11 protein-coding genes are annotated in these 17,076 nt (G+C 38.0%); 5 read left to right on the top strand and 6 right to left on the bottom strand.

Annotated features, from left to right (window positions below):
- Positions 1 to 24 precede the first annotated feature (24 nt).
- Complete coding sequence (locus tag C2869_RS00610) at positions 25 to 2,154, bottom strand: EAL domain-containing protein (RefSeq protein ID WP_108601112.1); 2,130 nt, start codon at positions 2,152 to 2,154, stop codon at positions 25 to 27.
- A 428-nt stretch (positions 2,155 to 2,582) separates the two neighbouring features.
- Positions 2,583 to 3,767, bottom strand: coding sequence for a DUF3095 domain-containing protein (locus tag C2869_RS00605; RefSeq protein WP_108601111.1), 1,185 nt, complete (start codon positions 3,765 to 3,767; stop codon positions 2,583 to 2,585).
- Between the two features lie 402 nt (positions 3,768 to 4,169).
- On the opposite strand from C2869_RS00605, the gene C2869_RS00600 reads away from it, so the two are divergent.
- The 5 genes from C2869_RS00600 to C2869_RS00580 all read left to right on the top strand — a co-directional run bounded on the left by C2869_RS00600 (position 4,170) and on the right by C2869_RS00580 (position 10,494).
- Complete coding sequence (locus C2869_RS00600; RefSeq protein ID WP_108601110.1) at positions 4,170 to 4,559, top strand: response regulator; 390 nt, start codon at positions 4,170 to 4,172, stop codon at positions 4,557 to 4,559.
- 337 nt (positions 4,560 to 4,896) lie between these two features.
- The gene (locus C2869_RS00595; protein ID WP_108601109.1) at positions 4,897 to 7,566 is read left to right on the top strand and encodes a PAS domain-containing protein; all 2,670 of its coding nucleotides are present in this window, start codon (positions 4,897 to 4,899) and stop codon (positions 7,564 to 7,566) included.
- Positions 7,563 to 7,970, top strand: coding sequence for a response regulator (locus C2869_RS00590; protein WP_108601108.1), 408 nt, complete (start codon positions 7,563 to 7,565; stop codon positions 7,968 to 7,970). The genes C2869_RS00595 and C2869_RS00590 overlap by 4 nt, the downstream gene beginning before the upstream one ends.
- A gap of 6 nt (positions 7,971 to 7,976) precedes the next feature.
- Positions 7,977 to 8,888, top strand: coding sequence for a GGDEF domain-containing response regulator (locus C2869_RS00585; RefSeq protein ID WP_108601107.1), 912 nt, complete (start codon positions 7,977 to 7,979; stop codon positions 8,886 to 8,888).
- A 61-nt stretch (positions 8,889 to 8,949) separates the two neighbouring features.
- Positions 8,950 to 10,494, top strand: coding sequence for a PAS domain-containing sensor histidine kinase (locus tag C2869_RS00580; RefSeq protein WP_108601106.1), 1,545 nt, complete (start codon positions 8,950 to 8,952; stop codon positions 10,492 to 10,494).
- A 503-nt stretch (positions 10,495 to 10,997) separates the two neighbouring features.
- Here C2869_RS00580 and C2869_RS00575 read toward each other — a convergent pair.
- The 4 genes from C2869_RS00575 to C2869_RS00560 form a co-directional block, all read right to left on the bottom strand.
- Positions 10,998 to 13,307, bottom strand: coding sequence for an ATP-binding protein (locus tag C2869_RS00575; protein ID WP_108601105.1), 2,310 nt, complete (start codon positions 13,305 to 13,307; stop codon positions 10,998 to 11,000).
- 129 nt (positions 13,308 to 13,436) lie between these two features.
- The gene (locus C2869_RS00570) at positions 13,437 to 15,458 is read right to left on the bottom strand and encodes a tetratricopeptide repeat protein (RefSeq protein ID WP_159083959.1); all 2,022 of its coding nucleotides are present in this window, start codon (positions 15,456 to 15,458) and stop codon (positions 13,437 to 13,439) included.
- A gap of 60 nt (positions 15,459 to 15,518) precedes the next feature.
- Positions 15,519 to 16,145 carry an NUDIX hydrolase gene (locus C2869_RS00565; protein ID WP_108601103.1) on the bottom strand — a complete coding sequence of 209 codons (627 nt, stop codon included), beginning with the start codon at positions 16,143 to 16,145 and terminating at the stop codon, positions 15,519 to 15,521.
- A 72-nt stretch (positions 16,146 to 16,217) separates the two neighbouring features.
- Positions 16,218 to 17,000, bottom strand: a complete 783-nt coding sequence (locus C2869_RS00560) for a M48 family metallopeptidase (RefSeq protein WP_108601102.1) — start codon at positions 16,998 to 17,000, stop codon at positions 16,218 to 16,220.
- Positions 17,001 to 17,076: the final 76 nt, after the last annotated feature.

Genomic DNA, 17,076 nt, shown 5'->3' with positions numbered 1-17,076 from the left:
ATAGATTTTTTCATTTTTAACTGATTAATTAACGACCTTAATCATTTGATTAAGCCCCATCATTTTATTGAGCTCAAACGCATCACAAACACCGCGTATTACTTTTTCACTGTCACAGGGCGTAAGATAAAACTTTAAAATATCACCACGATGATTAAGCGCCGATAAGGTGTCATACTCGCTGCGCTCACTCATGACTAACAACATAACGTGTGGATACATTTGTCTGATCTGCGTAATGGTATTGGTCCATAAATTGACATGCTCATTGGTTGCCATAAACAAAACTTGAATGTCATACACATTGAGTAGTTGCATGGCTTCTTTATCAGTTTTAGCGACCAGCACCTTTATATGTAATGACCGAGCAACACTAGATAATGACTGCACCCAATCATCGTTATTGCATAAAATAAGCAGCGTTTTATTGGATGTTTGCGCAGCTGTAGACGAAAGGGTTAAGCTGCGATTAGACGCGAGAAGGCAATCAAACTTTTCTACCGGTAAAGGCTTGCTAAAATAATAGCCCTGAATGGTGTCACAACCAATTTGCAGTAAAAAGTTAAGTTCATCTGACGTTTCAACGCCTTCAGCCACTACACTAAAACCAAACTGGTGTGACATGGCAATCACACTTTTAGTGATGACCGCGTTCCCAGCATTGTTTATGATATTTTTAACAAATGACTGGTCAATTTTGATGCGGTTAACCGGTAAGTGTTGAAGGTATTTTAAACTCGAATAACCTGTACCAAAATCATCAATTGACAACAAAACCCCCAACTCACTTAACTGTTCTAACGTTGTTAAAACAGCATTGAAATCATCCATCATGATGTTTTCGGTAATTTCCAATTCCAGCAAATGCGGTGCTAATCCACTATTACTTAACGCTTGCTGAACATCACTTAAAATGTCACCGCTTTGAAAATGGGTACCTGAAATATTAACTGCCACTTTAATTGGCCGCGAAAACTCTAATTGCCAATGCATGGCTTGCATGCAGGCTTCATTAAGTACCCAGCGCGTAATAGGTAAAATTAAGCCGCTACTTTCAGCGATAGGAATAAATTTAGCTGGAGACACCAAACCCAAGGTTGGATGTAGCCAACGTATGAGGGATTCTGCACTGCTAACAGAGCCATCATGCAAATCCACTTTAGGTTGGTAATTTAAAATAAACTCTTGATGATTGATTGCGCGATGCAAATCCTGCTCTAAAGAATATGCTTGCGCTAATTGAGCATCCATGGCGGGTACAAAAAACAATTCTTGATGTAAAGCTTGTTGCTTAACACTATTTAAGGCTATTTCAGCGCGACGTAACAAGGTTTCAGCATCAGTACTATCATCAGGCGCCATGGCGATGCCTAAATCACCTTTAACGAAAATCTCTTGGTTAAGTAAAATTAATGGTTTGTCAAATGCGAGTAAAATCAGCTGTGAAAACTGTTGAATGTGTTGCTTATTACCTTCAACAATAATAGTAAATAGGCCATTCCCGATATAACTTAAAAAGCTGTTTGCATAACTGATTTTTTGCAAGCGCTGCGCTATACCTTTGAGCAATAAATCCGCCATAGACGAGCCATGCGTTCGATTTACCGGATCTAAGTCGCTACTGGTCAATAAAATTAAACCTAACTGTTGCTGTTTAGCTAAACAGTTCTTTAAATTGCGCTTTAAACGGCGAAAAAACAAACTACGGTTGGGCAGGCCCGTTAAATTATCAAACTCAGTTAGTACTTGATTGTTGTATTTAAGAAAATCGCTAACTTTCTTTAAACGCAATAGGTTACTGATCCTTGCGGTTAGCTCTAACGGATCGATTGGTTTGGTAATATAATCTTCTGCCCCCAAACTCAAACCTTTAATACAGGATTTACGATCGTTTAATGCCGTTTGCAAAACAATGGGTATATGCATCCATTTATCGTCCGATTTTAAGCGGCGGGTCACTTCAAAACCGTCAATACCTGGCATGATAATATCTAACAAGATTAAATCCGGTTCATAACCTGTTACAACAGCTAAAGCGCTATCACCAGAGTCTCGACATAAAACGTCATAGCCTTGCTCGATTAATAGGTTACTAAGAATTTCTCGATTAAAAGCATCATCATCTACGACTAAAATTTTTGCGACACTGTCCATATAACAACCTTACAGCCATACAACTGAATGCGTAATTCAATAGGAAAATATGAAAGAAAAAAACAGCGATAAGTGCAGTTTAGACCGTTGCGATAGATAGCAAAGCGATGCAGAAGAGCGAACTAATGCAAGGTGGTCAGCCTGACCAATGGAGTGAGTAATCATGGTAAGTTCCTTCTTGTCTTAATATAACGTTAAGGCCTACCCCCTGATTAAGCGGGATTTGATAAAGCAAAGTGTAGTCGATGAAAATAACTTTGAATATGAATAAACGGTTAATTTTTAGTCTAGTTTAGTATAAACCACACCTAGTTAGCGTTAACGGTTATAGTGAAGGAATTAGCGAAGCAGAAATTAATGAAACTGACTCGCTTTATAATCAACAAACAGAAAGCGAATGAAGGGTTTATTCAATATCCAATACTAAGTTAAGTATTTAAGGAGCAAGACTGTTTCATTTGATTTTTCATTTGTTTTGCTGCCATTGCGTAGCCGCCATTGCTAACATCTAAAAAATGCACGTGATCTGTATGGTAATCTTGAACCATGCAGGTAATTAATGCACTAGGGGCTGCATGTAAGCCAAATACAATTTGTCCACTATCTTTTAATTTTTCTAACTCTGATAGTAGAAGTAACCTTTGCTGTTTAGAACCAGAAATAACCATGCGTAACATGTCATCAAACTTTTGAAAGTCAGTGTTTTTTATCAAAAATTGTTTGTACTGCCCCCAATCTGTAGCTTGAGTTTTAACTTGGTTTTTCATCAGGTATATACCAACGAGGCGCAAGGCTCGCAATTTAACTAAATATTTGAATTTACTCAATATACTCGAAAATGCATTACGAATTGACGCTTCGCAATAGAGGTTTTTACTTGAGTTGGTTAACGATAATCCAGATGACGCTAGAGGCCGATACTCTTCTTCTTCACCATAAATATTGCGGATCAAAGTCAATATTTGTTGATACGTGCGTTCAATGTCATCTGAATTAGTCGATAACGCCTGAATTAAAATTGCCACTTGCTCTTCACTGCGACTGGGTATTTCATTCCAGCGACATTCAAAACCATCAAATAAATCGTTAGTAGCAGATCTAATTGTTTCAACGAGATAAGGCGAATCTTGTTGTTTAACCATTTTATCAGCTTCTGCCAAGCCATTGCCGATAAATAAGGCCTGATTAAAATGACTATAAGGCTGGAATTTAGCAACAAGTACGTTTTTGCCGCGTTGGCGAATATCCTGTATCGGCACAATACCAACTCGCAATTCCAGATTAAAATGGTTAGCTGCGAGTTGTTTTGATGCTGATAAGGCGTTAACCACTTGTTTTTTATATTTATTCGGCACACAAATACTGGCGCCATCACCACCAAAAACATAAGGCACGGTTAAAGGTTTAACTGAGTTAAACAATGCAACAATGGACGCAACACCTACCGCATTCACCTGTTTGTATTTACCTTGCTCAATCGCTTTAGTTGAATTGACAACATCAGTTACTATCACAATCCAATCATCAGGCAATGGAGAATAATATTGGTTATTTGAGCAATCATTAAAGCGCTCAAAACCGGGTAAGTCTTGGTAAAAACTATCGTTACTCATCGTCCGCCACTTGTGATTAGAATAAACAGGGCTAGTACTGTTTCCAGAAAGAAATGATCAGTTGAATCACTCGCATAATTTACTATCACTAGTGATGTTTTTAGCCATATTTAGATTAAATAAACAACTTCAGGCTGAGCTTGTCGAAGTCTTATTACTTTCTAATTTACCGACACTTCGACTGCTTCGCGCTCAGTGTGAAAGTGATCACCTATGTTTTCAACTAATCAAAATTAAATTGAAAAGGTACTAGCGCCATCATTAACAATTAATTGGATATCATCGGATACCTATTTAAATAATACTGGCAGCATATCCATCAACATACAATGTTATTTTTTCCAATAAGCTCTTCGCCTGCTACAATTATGTCTCACCGTAGTTTTAATCAATCAGGTATTTATGAAACGTGATGTAATATTAATTGAAGATGATTCAGATGAGGTTTATTTTTTTACCGAGGCTTGTGCGAGCATAAAGCCTTCATTGAATTTACTCACTTTTACTAATGGTGTGGACTTTTTAAGTTATACGACAAAAAATGATTTGAATAATTGCTTAATTTTTATCGATGTTAATATGCCTTTGGTTGATGGATTTAGCCTAATGACCAATCTTAAACAAAAAGGCTTAACGAAAAATAACAAGCTATACATTTATACTATTACCGATTGCGACAAAGCAAGGCAGCAAGCCTCTGAAGTCGGTGCCGATGGTTATATTGTTAAACCCGATACTTGTGAAGCTATCAGTCATTTAATTGAATCAAAATTAGCTGAAATGGACCATTAAACGCTAAACTTGTGTTAAAAATGTAATTTCCACTCAATCAGCAAATAACCAGCACCAGCTATCTCAACCCGCTTTTAAATACATGGATGTAATCCCGCTAGTTTTGATCCTGCATAATAGCTACATGTTTAATCTCAATCACAATCAAAACTAATATAAAGAGGGGTAAACCATTTAAAATCAACACTTTGTGAATATTAGTTAAATCTAAAGTCAATAAAAGGTAATTTTTTACTAATGATAGATAACTGGGTCAAATTAACACTGTAAAAGCAGGTAGGTAGATTAAACATAGGCTAAACTAGTCGTTAAACCGATATAGATTTGCTAGTTGTACATGGAAATTAATACCTTAGCGTCATTTTTCAGTCAAAGCTATATGCCACACGGACATTGTTACCTATGGCAATCTCATATTCTCTGGGCAAATGTTGGCTCAGACATCATCATCGCATTCTCTTATTTTTCTATTGCCTATCTGATTCAGGTTTTTGCCAATACGAGACAGGACCTGCGTTACCCTTGGATATTCTTTTTGTTTTCAGCCTTTATTTTGCTGTGTGGCGTGACGCACCTTTTCAGTATCTACACAGTTTGGACGGGTGCTTATGGTATTCAAGGTGTTTCAAAAATAATAACCGCCGGTGTATCACTAACAACCGCACTCTACTTATTTAAAATACGCAAGCAATTAATCAAAATTCCGACGTTACAACAGCTAGAAGGGGTAAAAAAAGAATTATTCGAAATGTCGGGTGCTAAAGATGAACTTCAAGCGAAATTATCTAACCACAAACTGACGGAATTCATGTTAGATATACTACCGCTAAGTACCATATTGATTAACAGCGAAGGTCAAATACAACGCGTAAATAAAAATTTTAAGAAGGAGTTTGGCAAACTCGATAAAACCACGACACATATTAGTCAAATCATAGAATCGGATTCACATTCTATTGAGCATCATATTAAACAATGTTTAGCGGCCAACCCTCTTATCGAGCCAACCACGGTGATAGGCCACGTTATATGCAATAACAAAAATGTACCCGTGGATATTACGGTTTCAAGTGATTTTTTTGAAGGTCAACAACTGACGCTAGTTTCATTCAAAAACCTTTCTAAAATTAAAGATGTAGAACAACAATTATTGGATTCACACTCGCGACTAGACCGAGCCATTGATGCAACAGAAGATGGTATTTGGGAGTGGAACATAGAAACCAATGAGGTTAATTACTCAAAAACATTAATGGCCATGATAGGTCAGTCGCCCGATATTCCTGCATCTTTCGATGCATGGCATAACCACATTCATCCTGACTTTGTCAAAGAAGTGGATGACGCTATCCATCAACATTTCAAAACAAAGAAAAAATATAAAGTGCAATACTTGGGGTTAAACGCTCAACAAGAGTATGGCTGGTTTTACAGCATAGGCGACAGTATTTTTGACGAAAAAGGCCAACCTATTGTCATGTCAGGTTCGCTTCGCTACATACACGAAAACAAACTACTTGAATCTCGAGTTAAAGAAAAACGCGATATTTTACAAGCTATATATCAGGGCGCTAATCAAGCCATTTGGGTATTAGAAGTTTTACCCAATCAAGAGTATCGGTTCTTAGATGTAAACGACACCACAGCACAAAAACTATCTTTAACTCGAGAACAGGTTGTCAATAAAACCCTAACTGAGCTCGGTGAACTGGTTCTCACTCCTGATATTACCACCACCTTACGCAACAACTACTTTAGCTGTTCCAATACCGGTGAAGTGGTTGAGTATATTGAAATGTTGCCACAAGGAACAGATGAAAAGTGGTATCAAACCTCGCTGTATCCTATTTACAATGACCAACAACAAGTTATTAAAGTCGTCGGCACTGCGATAGATATTACTGCGCAAAAGCAAGTCGAACAAGAGCTAGCAAAAAATGAGGAGTTCCTTGAAAGCATTATTAACTCTGCAGTTTGCGGCTTATATTTGTATGATTTAAATAAACAGCAAAATATAAAAATCAGTCAGCGCTATACCTCAATTACAGGCTATACACTTGATGACTTGCATAGCAACGAAAACCTATTATCTTTGTTTCACCCCGACGATTTAGACGCTGTACTACAGCACATGGAGCAAGTCGTTGGCTCGAATTACAATGAAATGCTCCCGTTGGAATACCGCTTTAAGCATAAAAATGGTAACTGGATTTGGTGCTACTCTCTCGACACAATAGTGGAGCGTGACGAATCAGGTGCACCAACAATCATGCTCGGTACTTTTGTTGATGTCAGTTCGCACAAAATATTACTCGATAAGTTAAAAGACTCTAACGAATCGTTGGAGCGTTTCGCTTTTGCAGCCTCACATGACTTACAAGAGCCTTTACGTAAAATAACGGCATTTACCAGTAGCGTTTCCCAGCGGATTGCACCAATGCTAGCAAACGATGAAAAAGCCAAATACGAGATGAGCCGCCTACAAAGTGCAGCTGAACGCATGCGTGGCATGATACAAGATCTGCTGCAATTATCACGCATAAACACCTCACAAACCACCTTCATGCAAACAACAATTGAAGAAATCATCAACCTAGCGTTAGACAACTTAGATTACTTAATTGCGGAAAACAATGCGAAAGTTGTGGTTGAAAATGTTGAAATTGCTTTGTCTGCCGATTTAAGTTTATTGCCGCAAGTTTTTCAAAACTTAATTTCAAACAGTATTAAGTTTAATAAACCACAACAACCACCTGAAATTCACATTAAGGTTAAGCAAATAGATTCAAAAATCCTAGTTGAATATACTGACAATGGCATAGGTATTGACCATAAGTACAGTAAAGACATCTTTACCCCCTTTAAAAGACTAAGGCAAGATTTACAGGTTAGTGGTTCTGGAATGGGGTTAAGTATTTGTCGGCAAATTATGCAAATTCATAATGGACAAATTCAATGTCTTGAACATACAAATGGAGCGAAGTTTACACTGGAGTTTCAGCTATGATTAAACCTGAATTAATTTTAGTCGATGATGATCCTGATGATATATATTTACTAGAGTCAGTATGTGAAGAGCTAGAATCACCACCTAAGTTAACTACTTTCACCAATGGTAGCGATTTTCTATATTACGCTCGTAATCAAGATCGACTTAATTCATTAATTTTGCTCGACTTAAACATGCCAAATTTAAGTGGTTTAGATGTTCTAAAGCAACTGAAAGCTGAAAATAAAGTTAACCTGTTTTATATTATTGTCTATACAACATCAAAAAATGATAAAGACATTGCGGACGCCATGTCTCAGGGAGCTAAGTCATTTATTTGCAAGCCCGATACAAAGCTAGAAATTAAACAATTGATCACAAATTTATTAGATTATTGGTATAACACAAACGTAAGGATGTAACCCAAAATGCATAGCGTTGTTGTTTATTTATTAGAAGATGATCCGGATGATGTTTACCTAGTAAAAGAGCTGTTAAACAAAACGACTTTTGCCCGTAAGTATCAAGTCAAAGACTTTAATACGGTAGAAGCACTTAATAAAACCATTCATATCATGGTACCCGATATAATATTGGTCGATTTAAACGTGACTGATAGCTTTGGTTTAGATACGCTAGTGCAAGTGCGACAGTGTTATAAAAAAACGCCCATTATCGTTTTAACCGGCAGTGACGAAAATGAATTTGGTGAAAAAGCGATACATTTAGGCGCACAAGACTATTTACCAAAATCAGATTTAACCACAAACTTTTTATGCCGTTCTATTCGCTATGCTAAAGAACGCTTTTCGCTTATAGAAAGCTTGTCAAATCAAGTCAGTATTGACCAGCTAACCCTAATCAATAATCGGCGCTCGTTAGATGAGCGACTAAACTCGTTATTTGATGAAGGGCAAAGGTACAACCGCTCTTTCGCCATTCTATTTATAGATCTCAACAAATTTAAAGAAATTAACGACAACTATGGACACTCTGCGGGTGATCAACTACTAAAACTGCTCGCGGCACGTTTAAAAATGTTTAATCGTGCATCTGACTTTGTCGCCCGTTATGGCGGAGACGAATTTGTTATTCTCGCCCCTGAAATTGACAGCATTCAAGAGCTCGACGCCCTACTCAAACTAAAATACAAAACCCTAGCCGATCATTATTGCCTACAATCATTAAATGGAGACATTGTAGAAATAGACGTGACGGTTTCGATTGGCGCGGCTGTATTTCCTTTGCATGGCGACACCATTGAAGGCTTAATGGAAAAAGCTGATGCAGCTATGTACAAAGCTAAACAAAATAACCAACCCTATTGTATCGCTAAATAACATAATCACGTTTAATTAAATTCGTTAACTTTGCCAATTCAGTTAACTGCTAAGGTTAATAATGGACAGTAACAACAGCTATCTTAAAAAAGAGCTTTATCAATTAATTAAAACCGATGATCGTGTATTCGACTTTATTCAAGATGCTTGTTTAGATGGTTTTTGGTATTGGGATATTGAAAAGCCTGAAAACGAATGGATGAATGACAAATTTTGGCATGTTCTAGGCTATGACCCAACCGACAAGAAACCACTGGCGGCAGAATGGCAAAATATCATTAACCAAGATGACTTACGTGTCGCAATGGATAATTTTAATAAGCATTGTGCAGACCCTGGCCACTCGTATGATCAAGTTGTTCGATACAAACATAAGAATGGCTCTACCGTTTGGATCCGCTGTCGAGGATTTGCTTTACGTGACCAAAATAATATGCCAATCAGAATGATAGGGTCACATATCGACATTACCGAGCAAAAGCTTTTTGAAGCCAATTTACAAAATAAAAATGATGAACTCGATCAAGCGTTTTCGCAAAGTGAGCAACTATTTGAACTAGCCCCTGATGCTAACTTGATGGTGGACATAAACGGTAACATTATAAAAGCCAATCAACAAGCAACTGCGCTGTTTGGCTATAGCAATGAAGAGTTTAATCATTTAAATATCCAACAGTTGCTTATAAGTAGCCAAAATGCTCAGCATGCAGATAATATAAAACATTATTTTCAAACTGGTGGTTCCAGAAAAATGGGAGCTCAGCGCGGTAAACTGCAAGCCGTAACAAAATCAGGCGACATTATTTTTGTTGAAATTACCCTTAACTTACTTGATACCGCAGCTGGAAAGCTAGCATTGGCAACTATCCGCGATGTGACAGATAAAGAAGCCTTGATCGCAAAACTGGAATATCAAATTGCCGAAAACAAACGTTTAGAGCAATTTGCGTTTGCAGCATCACATGATTTACAAGAACCACTAAGAAAAATCATTTCATTTTCTGATTCAGTGGAAAGCCGTATTTCTCCCCTGCTAAACAAAGACGAACGAGTTAAATATGAATTTTCACGCATAATACACAGTGCAGAACGCATGCGGTCCATGGTGTCAGATATCCAGCGACTTTCGCAAATAGACTCTGGTAAATTGCATCTTAGCCAATGTTGCTTATACGACATTGTCGAAAACGTGAAGCTGGATTTAGCTATGTCGATTAACTCGAGTCAGGCTATCATTAACGTCGAAAGCAAAGCTAACGATTTTATTGCAGATAAAAATCTAATTACTTTACTCATTGAAAACTTAGTGTCTAATGCAATCAAGTTCCGCAATACCGACAGTACGACTATTATTAACATTGACCAACAAGACCATCATAATCTAACTAGCATCTCAGTATCTGATAATGGCATAGGTATCGCGGCTAAATACAAGCACATGATTTTCGACGCTTTTTTTAAATTGCATCCCAAATCGCAATTTGAGGGAAGCGGTATAGGGCTTGCCACTTGTAAACATATTATCGAAGCACATGGCGGAACCATAGAATGCCGTAGCGAGCTAGGACACGGCACAAGCTTTATATTTACCTTACCGCAAAATTAATTTAAACCAGTGCAATCCCTTTTGATTCACCACCGCGCAATGAAGTTATAGTCAAAGCGCTCTTTTACGTTAATGGGTTGAAATTTTATAACCTTGGCATAGGTAAATACACTCGTCATCCTCGTGCCTGCAGGGATGCAGGTACTTAGCGATAGCATGGATGCGGTAGCTGTGCTTTCGCAGGAAAGACGGTACTTTTTAAACCATTAAATACTACCTACTAATCCGCAATTTTATTCGACTTTTGGTTAGCATGTGATAATTAATATTTGTGTAGAAGATACAGTATGTAAGCAAAGTCAAGAGTAAACGCAATGAACCATAAGACCTGAGCGAGAAGGCTATATTAAAGCGAGTGTTACTAGAAACATGACGTGTTGCACAACTCCTCAATCATAAAAATTTACAAATTGTCATACCAGGCATGCGCCCATACTTATATCAGTAAATAGAGAGTCAGTGTCTTTATGCCATGCAATAACACGGTATAAATGCAGTTTGTCTCACTTAACGGTCGAAAGTTGAAGAACCCGCTCCAACACGCGTGAAAACTCATCTATATGAATAGGCTTGGCGATATGTGCATCAAAGCCATTATTCAAATATTTTTCGACGTTTTCGGGTAGTACATTCGCAGTCAAAGCTACAATAATCGGTTGTGTTATATCTTCCATCGCTCGTATTTTTTGTGTGGCCTGATATCCATCTAAGTTTGGCATGTTGATATCCATTAAAATCAAATCATAGCTATTTTCTTTTATGCTTTGTATTGCATCATAACCATCATTAGCAATATCTGGCACACTAGCACCTAATTGTTCTAGCAAAGCAACCGCTACCTCTTGGTTTATTAGGTTATCTTCGACCAACAAAATACGGCAATTAACTAAGCGACTAACCCCAGTTCTTTCTGCATCGTCTGTCCCTTCCGTTCCCTCATTGTATGGCGAAAATGATGAAGTGACTTTAGTGACAAAAGGTAACTGTAAATTGATTTTAATTAAGGTTCCGGATCCTTTAGTTGACTCAACCTCTAAATGTCCTTGCATGAGTTCAACCAAATGTTTTGCTATAGTTAATCCCAATCCATGTCCACCATAGTTTTTAACCACTTCAGCATTTTCCTGCACAAATGCGTTACATACATGCGGCAGTAACTCGTCATCAATACCTACGCCAGTATCTTCAATATTAAGCTGTAAATGACAACCCTGAGCTGATTTGGACAAGCAATCCAATGAAATAATCACATGGCCAAATTCCGTATATTTAAGTGCGTTATTAATAAGTTTTGTTATTAATTGCGAAAAACGTAATGGATCGATTTCAAGATAGGACGGTACATCATCGGCAATACTCACTTGCAAAGATAATGTTTTTTCTTTGAATAGCTTAGCGTACTGCTGTTGTAACTCAGAAAAGAAATTACGGATATCAACCATAGTAGGCACTAAAGTTAACTTGCCTAATTTTAAATTACTGGTATCTAGTACATCATTTAACAGAGACAATAGGCTTTCACTGCACTTTTCTATTGTATTACAGTACTCGGATTGCTTGGGAGTTAGCTCAGTATTTTTTAATAACAAGGTCACACCATCGATTCCATTCAATGGCGTTCGTATTTTATAGCTCATGCGGGCTAAAAACGCATAACTGGCTAGTTCAGCCTCGTCAGCCCGTTGCGATTCAGCACAAAGTTGTTCATTTTTGTCCACTAACGCTTGATTCATCATCAGGTTTCGTGCCGCAACTTTTTCCGTAATACTATTAATGTCATGAGCTAAGGAAGCCAACTCATCATGCTCTGCCACTTCAATTTTACTGGTCGGTTTATCATCAACAATTTGATGAGCCACTTTAGCAACAGCAGCAAAAGTCCTTGAGAATCGCTTAGTTAAATAGCTAGCTAATAACAATGAAGCCAAACTAGACGCTATGAGTATGCCGATAAACAGCCATTTAATTTTAGTTAAATGGCTTAACATTAAACCTGTGTTATTGACCACCAAGGTTTTAAAATTGAACGCTTTGGCCTTGGCTAGCAAACAAGTATATTGTTTACCTTTACTGTCTATACAGTTAAAAGCTTTTTCATCTTCTAGCTGCATAACCTCTGGTGAAATACCAACAGGAATATTAGATTGCGGCTGGGTAATATAATTTGCATTGAGAGCTTTCCATTCGTCATTAATTTTCGACAATAAATAGATTTTTGTGGCTTCGTCATATTTCTCAGCTATGTCTATATAGTGATAGATACTCTGTAACGTTAAGTGGGCACTTAGAAAACCAACCACGCTTCCTTGCCAGTATAGTTTTACTGTCATGATATGATTGGCGCCTTGGCTATCATTCAACGATACAGAATCACTAACCTCGGCGTTTGATAAACTGGCTTGCGCATATAATTTTTGTAGGTCCACTGGATGAGGGAAATCTGCTGATGTTGTCGCTAAAACTATCCCTTTTGCGTTATGAATATCAATTCTGGTAATGCTTTCACTTGCCTTTAAAGCATCATTTATAATGGCTGTTATACCGCTAATCTGTGATTCATCTGTTGCAACTTGACGACTGGCTAATAAACGGCGCATTTGAGTTCGGCTAGATAATAATCTCAAGTTTTCTTTAACCTGATTAAGATTACTATCAATGTGACTGCGTATCATTTGACTTTGTAATAACAACTGTTTTTTGTTGTATTCGATTAACGTGGACTCTACAGCTTGGTATATCAAAGCGCCTGTAACCAGCAAAGTGAGAATGATTAAGGCACTTAGCGCTAACTGAAAACGATGTTGTAATTTCATTGCGAGCCTTAATAGAACCAAATAAGTTTGACGACTCTTAAAATATAGAGTGGCTGTTTATTTAAAGCAAAATTAGTCTCGTACCTTACACAAAAAGAATCTAAGTCAGTTAAAGTATGACGAATACCTCTATTTAACGCTGAGTGAGCTTGGCTGCGCCGCATATTTTAATGCATGCTCTGTATACCGCCGAGCTTGGGCTTCATCACCTAAGTAAGTATAATATTCAATGATTTTTTTATACGCTTTGGTGTAACTTGGTTCGATAGCCAATGCGGTTTGTAAGTGCTCAATAGCTAATTGATACTGATTGTTTTTATCAGCAACGAGCGCCAAGTAATACCAGGCTTGTGGCATGTTTTCTTTTAAGGAAACGGTTTTATTCAGCAGTTTTTGAGCTTGACTGATATTATTCAATTTTAAATGCAACAAAGCGTAATTAAAATAAACCTCGCTTATTTGGCTTTTCTGTTCAACTAGTGTGGCAAAAATAGCTGCGGATTGCTTATTGTCACCCAATGCAAACAAGGCTAATGCCTTCCACATTAACGCTCGTTGATTATCAGGTTGTTCAGCTAAAATTATCTCGACTGTGTTCAATGCCTGTTCATAACGTTGTAAAGATAATTGTCCTTGGGCTAAATCAAAATAAGCTTGAATAGGAACATCTTCTGTACGCGATATCATCGCCGTAAGATAATCTAAGTAATTTGCATTAGGAAAGGCTCGCAACATGGTAATGGCTTTGTACATTTCCCCTTCTGAGCCCTGAGGGGCGGCATGTGGCCACGCAAAATTCATATCGAGAAGTACAGGATCAACTTCTTGCAATTCTGCTTGGCTATCTCCTTTTGGTAAAAAACGTTGAATTTTATGATCCGTCATGACGACATGCACCACATCTTGGGTGCGGCGCCGAGGCATATGACAACCAATGCAGTTATCCTTGTCATTTACCGTATGAGGTGCAACAGCCGCAGCATCCTGATGACAATCAATACATACATTAGCAAAGTGCTGGTTTTTATCTTGCTTGTTGGGTTTTTGATGTGGGTTATGGCAACTAATACAGGTTAATTCGCTATTGCTCTGTTTAAAACACTCACTTTGTGCGAGTCGGTACCCATGGTGATTGATCTGAAATTTATCGTCTTGTTTTTTACCCTGCTCTACTACATCGACATGGATCAAATAATCATTTAAGTTTTCTCCCGGCCTAAACGAATAATCGGCGCGTTCAAGCTTGCGAATACCACTCAAGTGCGCACTCGGTTGCATATGGCATTGAAAACAGACTGAATCACGTTGATCTGCTGGTAATTTAGCCGGATTAACAATCGCTTCACGAATAGCTAATAAGGGTTCTTCGTCTATTGGATTGAGCACTTTATCGATATGTTCAGCACCGGGGCCATGACAACGTTGACAGCCGATACCTGACGGCAAAGATTTAGGAAATATATGAGGCTGCCAGTGTAAATCAGAGTTAACCTCAACTTCAGGAAACGCGTTATGACAGAACATACATTGGCGCTGTACTGGCCGATTAACCCCAGCATGCTCAGCTTTGTCGAAACCAGGAGCCATTTGCCATTGTTGAGTTTGTGAATACCAAGATAATGGCAGTTGAAATAATTCCCCAAGATTATTCTGATACAGGTAAGAGCGACTAGTATTACCCGAACCCACCACGTAATCTATATTGCGTGTCCATTCATTTATTTTGTTACCTTGTTCATCTAACTGATAGCGATGAAAAATTAACTGTTCATTTTCTTGAGTTATTTGATAGTAACGATTAGATTTTGCATGGTAAAAAGGCTGCGCAGTAAAATTCTCGATTTTTTTCATTACAGCAGGTGTACCGAAAGAATGGGACATGCCAACATGTTGAAAGGTCTGGCTATGCTGGGCATGACAATTGCTACATAATCTATCGTCAACATACCCCTGAGCGGCACCTTTTGATACTGAATAGTTAAGTAATGTTGGTAGTGTTAACGATGGCGAATTATCGACAGATTCTTGTGAATAAGCTTCTTGCGCTGTATCGTCACCAGTAAATAAAAGAGTTAAGCCAACGGTAATTAGCAAAAATATACAAATAGTAAGTGTAGTTTTGAGTTGGCTAGTCATGACTTGTTTTATCAATGTTTTCACCACTAGTACATTTAATTGGCTTATGCGTAACAAATTACATAACGGCAGCAATTAGTCACAATAAACCTGATCAATTTTACCCGCAGTAAAATCAAATACCCTTTTAATATCGTCTAACGACGTTCTACCTTGTGATAACTCAGGTATATTGTTTAACGCAAAAAATCCAATATCCGACGCTTCCAAATTAACTGTAGGCTCTCCGCCAATCAAATCACACAAAAAGAACATTTTATAAATGTGGAACGGATATTTAGGTAAGTAATTATGGCTATCTCGATCTTTCACAGCGATTAATTTAGCCTTGTTAACGATGTAACCGGACTCTTCCAATGTTTCTCGTACAACCGCTTCGCTTGGCGTTTCACATACATCTGCAAATCCACCGGGTAAAGTCCATAACCCGTCGGCACGCTCTTTAACCAGTAAAATTTTATTTTCTTGAATGACACCTGCTCTCACGTCAACTTTAGGTGTTGGATAACCAGATTCAGCAACAAACAACTCTGATATTTTTGCAACTGGCGTTTCAGTCAATTCAGCAAACATCTTGTGTGCTATTTCCGCTATTTGATCAAACCGTTCTAGATCATAAGGGTTTTCACTGTAAGCATGTCCTGCTTGCGCAATGGCCCGCAATTGTTTTGCCCAATCAAACCAAGGTGAGTTTTGACTCATGACAAATATCCATTTTCCTAAGCATGTGAAAAAATAGCGAGGAAAAAAGACCTCGCTAAAGTCGAAGATTGTTTACTTAGAACAAGCTGCACGCTTAAACAAAGGTTTTATGCCCTGTGCGCGATATTTTTTAATGTGTTTACCTAAATTGTTAATTCGCGTTTCGGGTGCAGGATGGGTCGATAAAATTTCCATTTGACGCTTACCGCCAACCTTCGCCATATTTTGCCACAACTTTTGCGACTCTTCTGGTTTATAACCTGCTAGCATCAAATACTGTAAACCTAACACGTCCGCTTCCGATTCATGTAGTCGGCTGAATGGCATGAGTACACCATACTGCGCACCAATACCTAAACCAGCGCTAATTTCTTTATGATATTCACTACCTTTAGTTAATACCGAAACGCCTTGCGCTATTTTTTGCGCTGCCGTACCTTGTGAAACACGCTCTGCACCATGATTAGCAATAACATGTCCCACTTCATGACCTACGATAGCCGCTAGTTGGTCAGCATTTTCGGTCACTTGTAAAATACCAGTGTAAACCCCAATTTTACGTCCCGGTAACGCAAAAGCGTTGATTTGCTCACTATCAAATACCACAATTTCCCAATCATTTTGCCATTCGGCTGGTAATACTTTTAAAATAGGATCGGCAACACATTGTACATAAGCCGTTAACTTTTTATCGGTAGAAACCGGTTGCTCTTGTTTCATATTGTCGAAGCTTTCTATGCCCATTTTGGACATTTGTTCTGCACCAACAATAATAAACTGACTACGACCCGTTGGTGATTTAGCACAAGCAACTAAAGTTAAAACGACAAAAAACAATAGAGTGATATTTTTCATTACTTGATTCCGTTTAAAAATGAAATGAGTTTTATAGCAAGTTTACTTTAATTTTAATCACTTACCTACGCTTAAC

The organism is Saccharobesus litoralis (assembly GCF_003063625.1).
Taxonomy (GTDB): Bacteria; Pseudomonadota; Gammaproteobacteria; order Enterobacterales; family Alteromonadaceae; genus Saccharobesus; species Saccharobesus litoralis.
The sequence above is the reverse complement of the archived record's forward strand: the minus strand, read 5'-3'. Positions and strand labels throughout refer to the sequence as shown.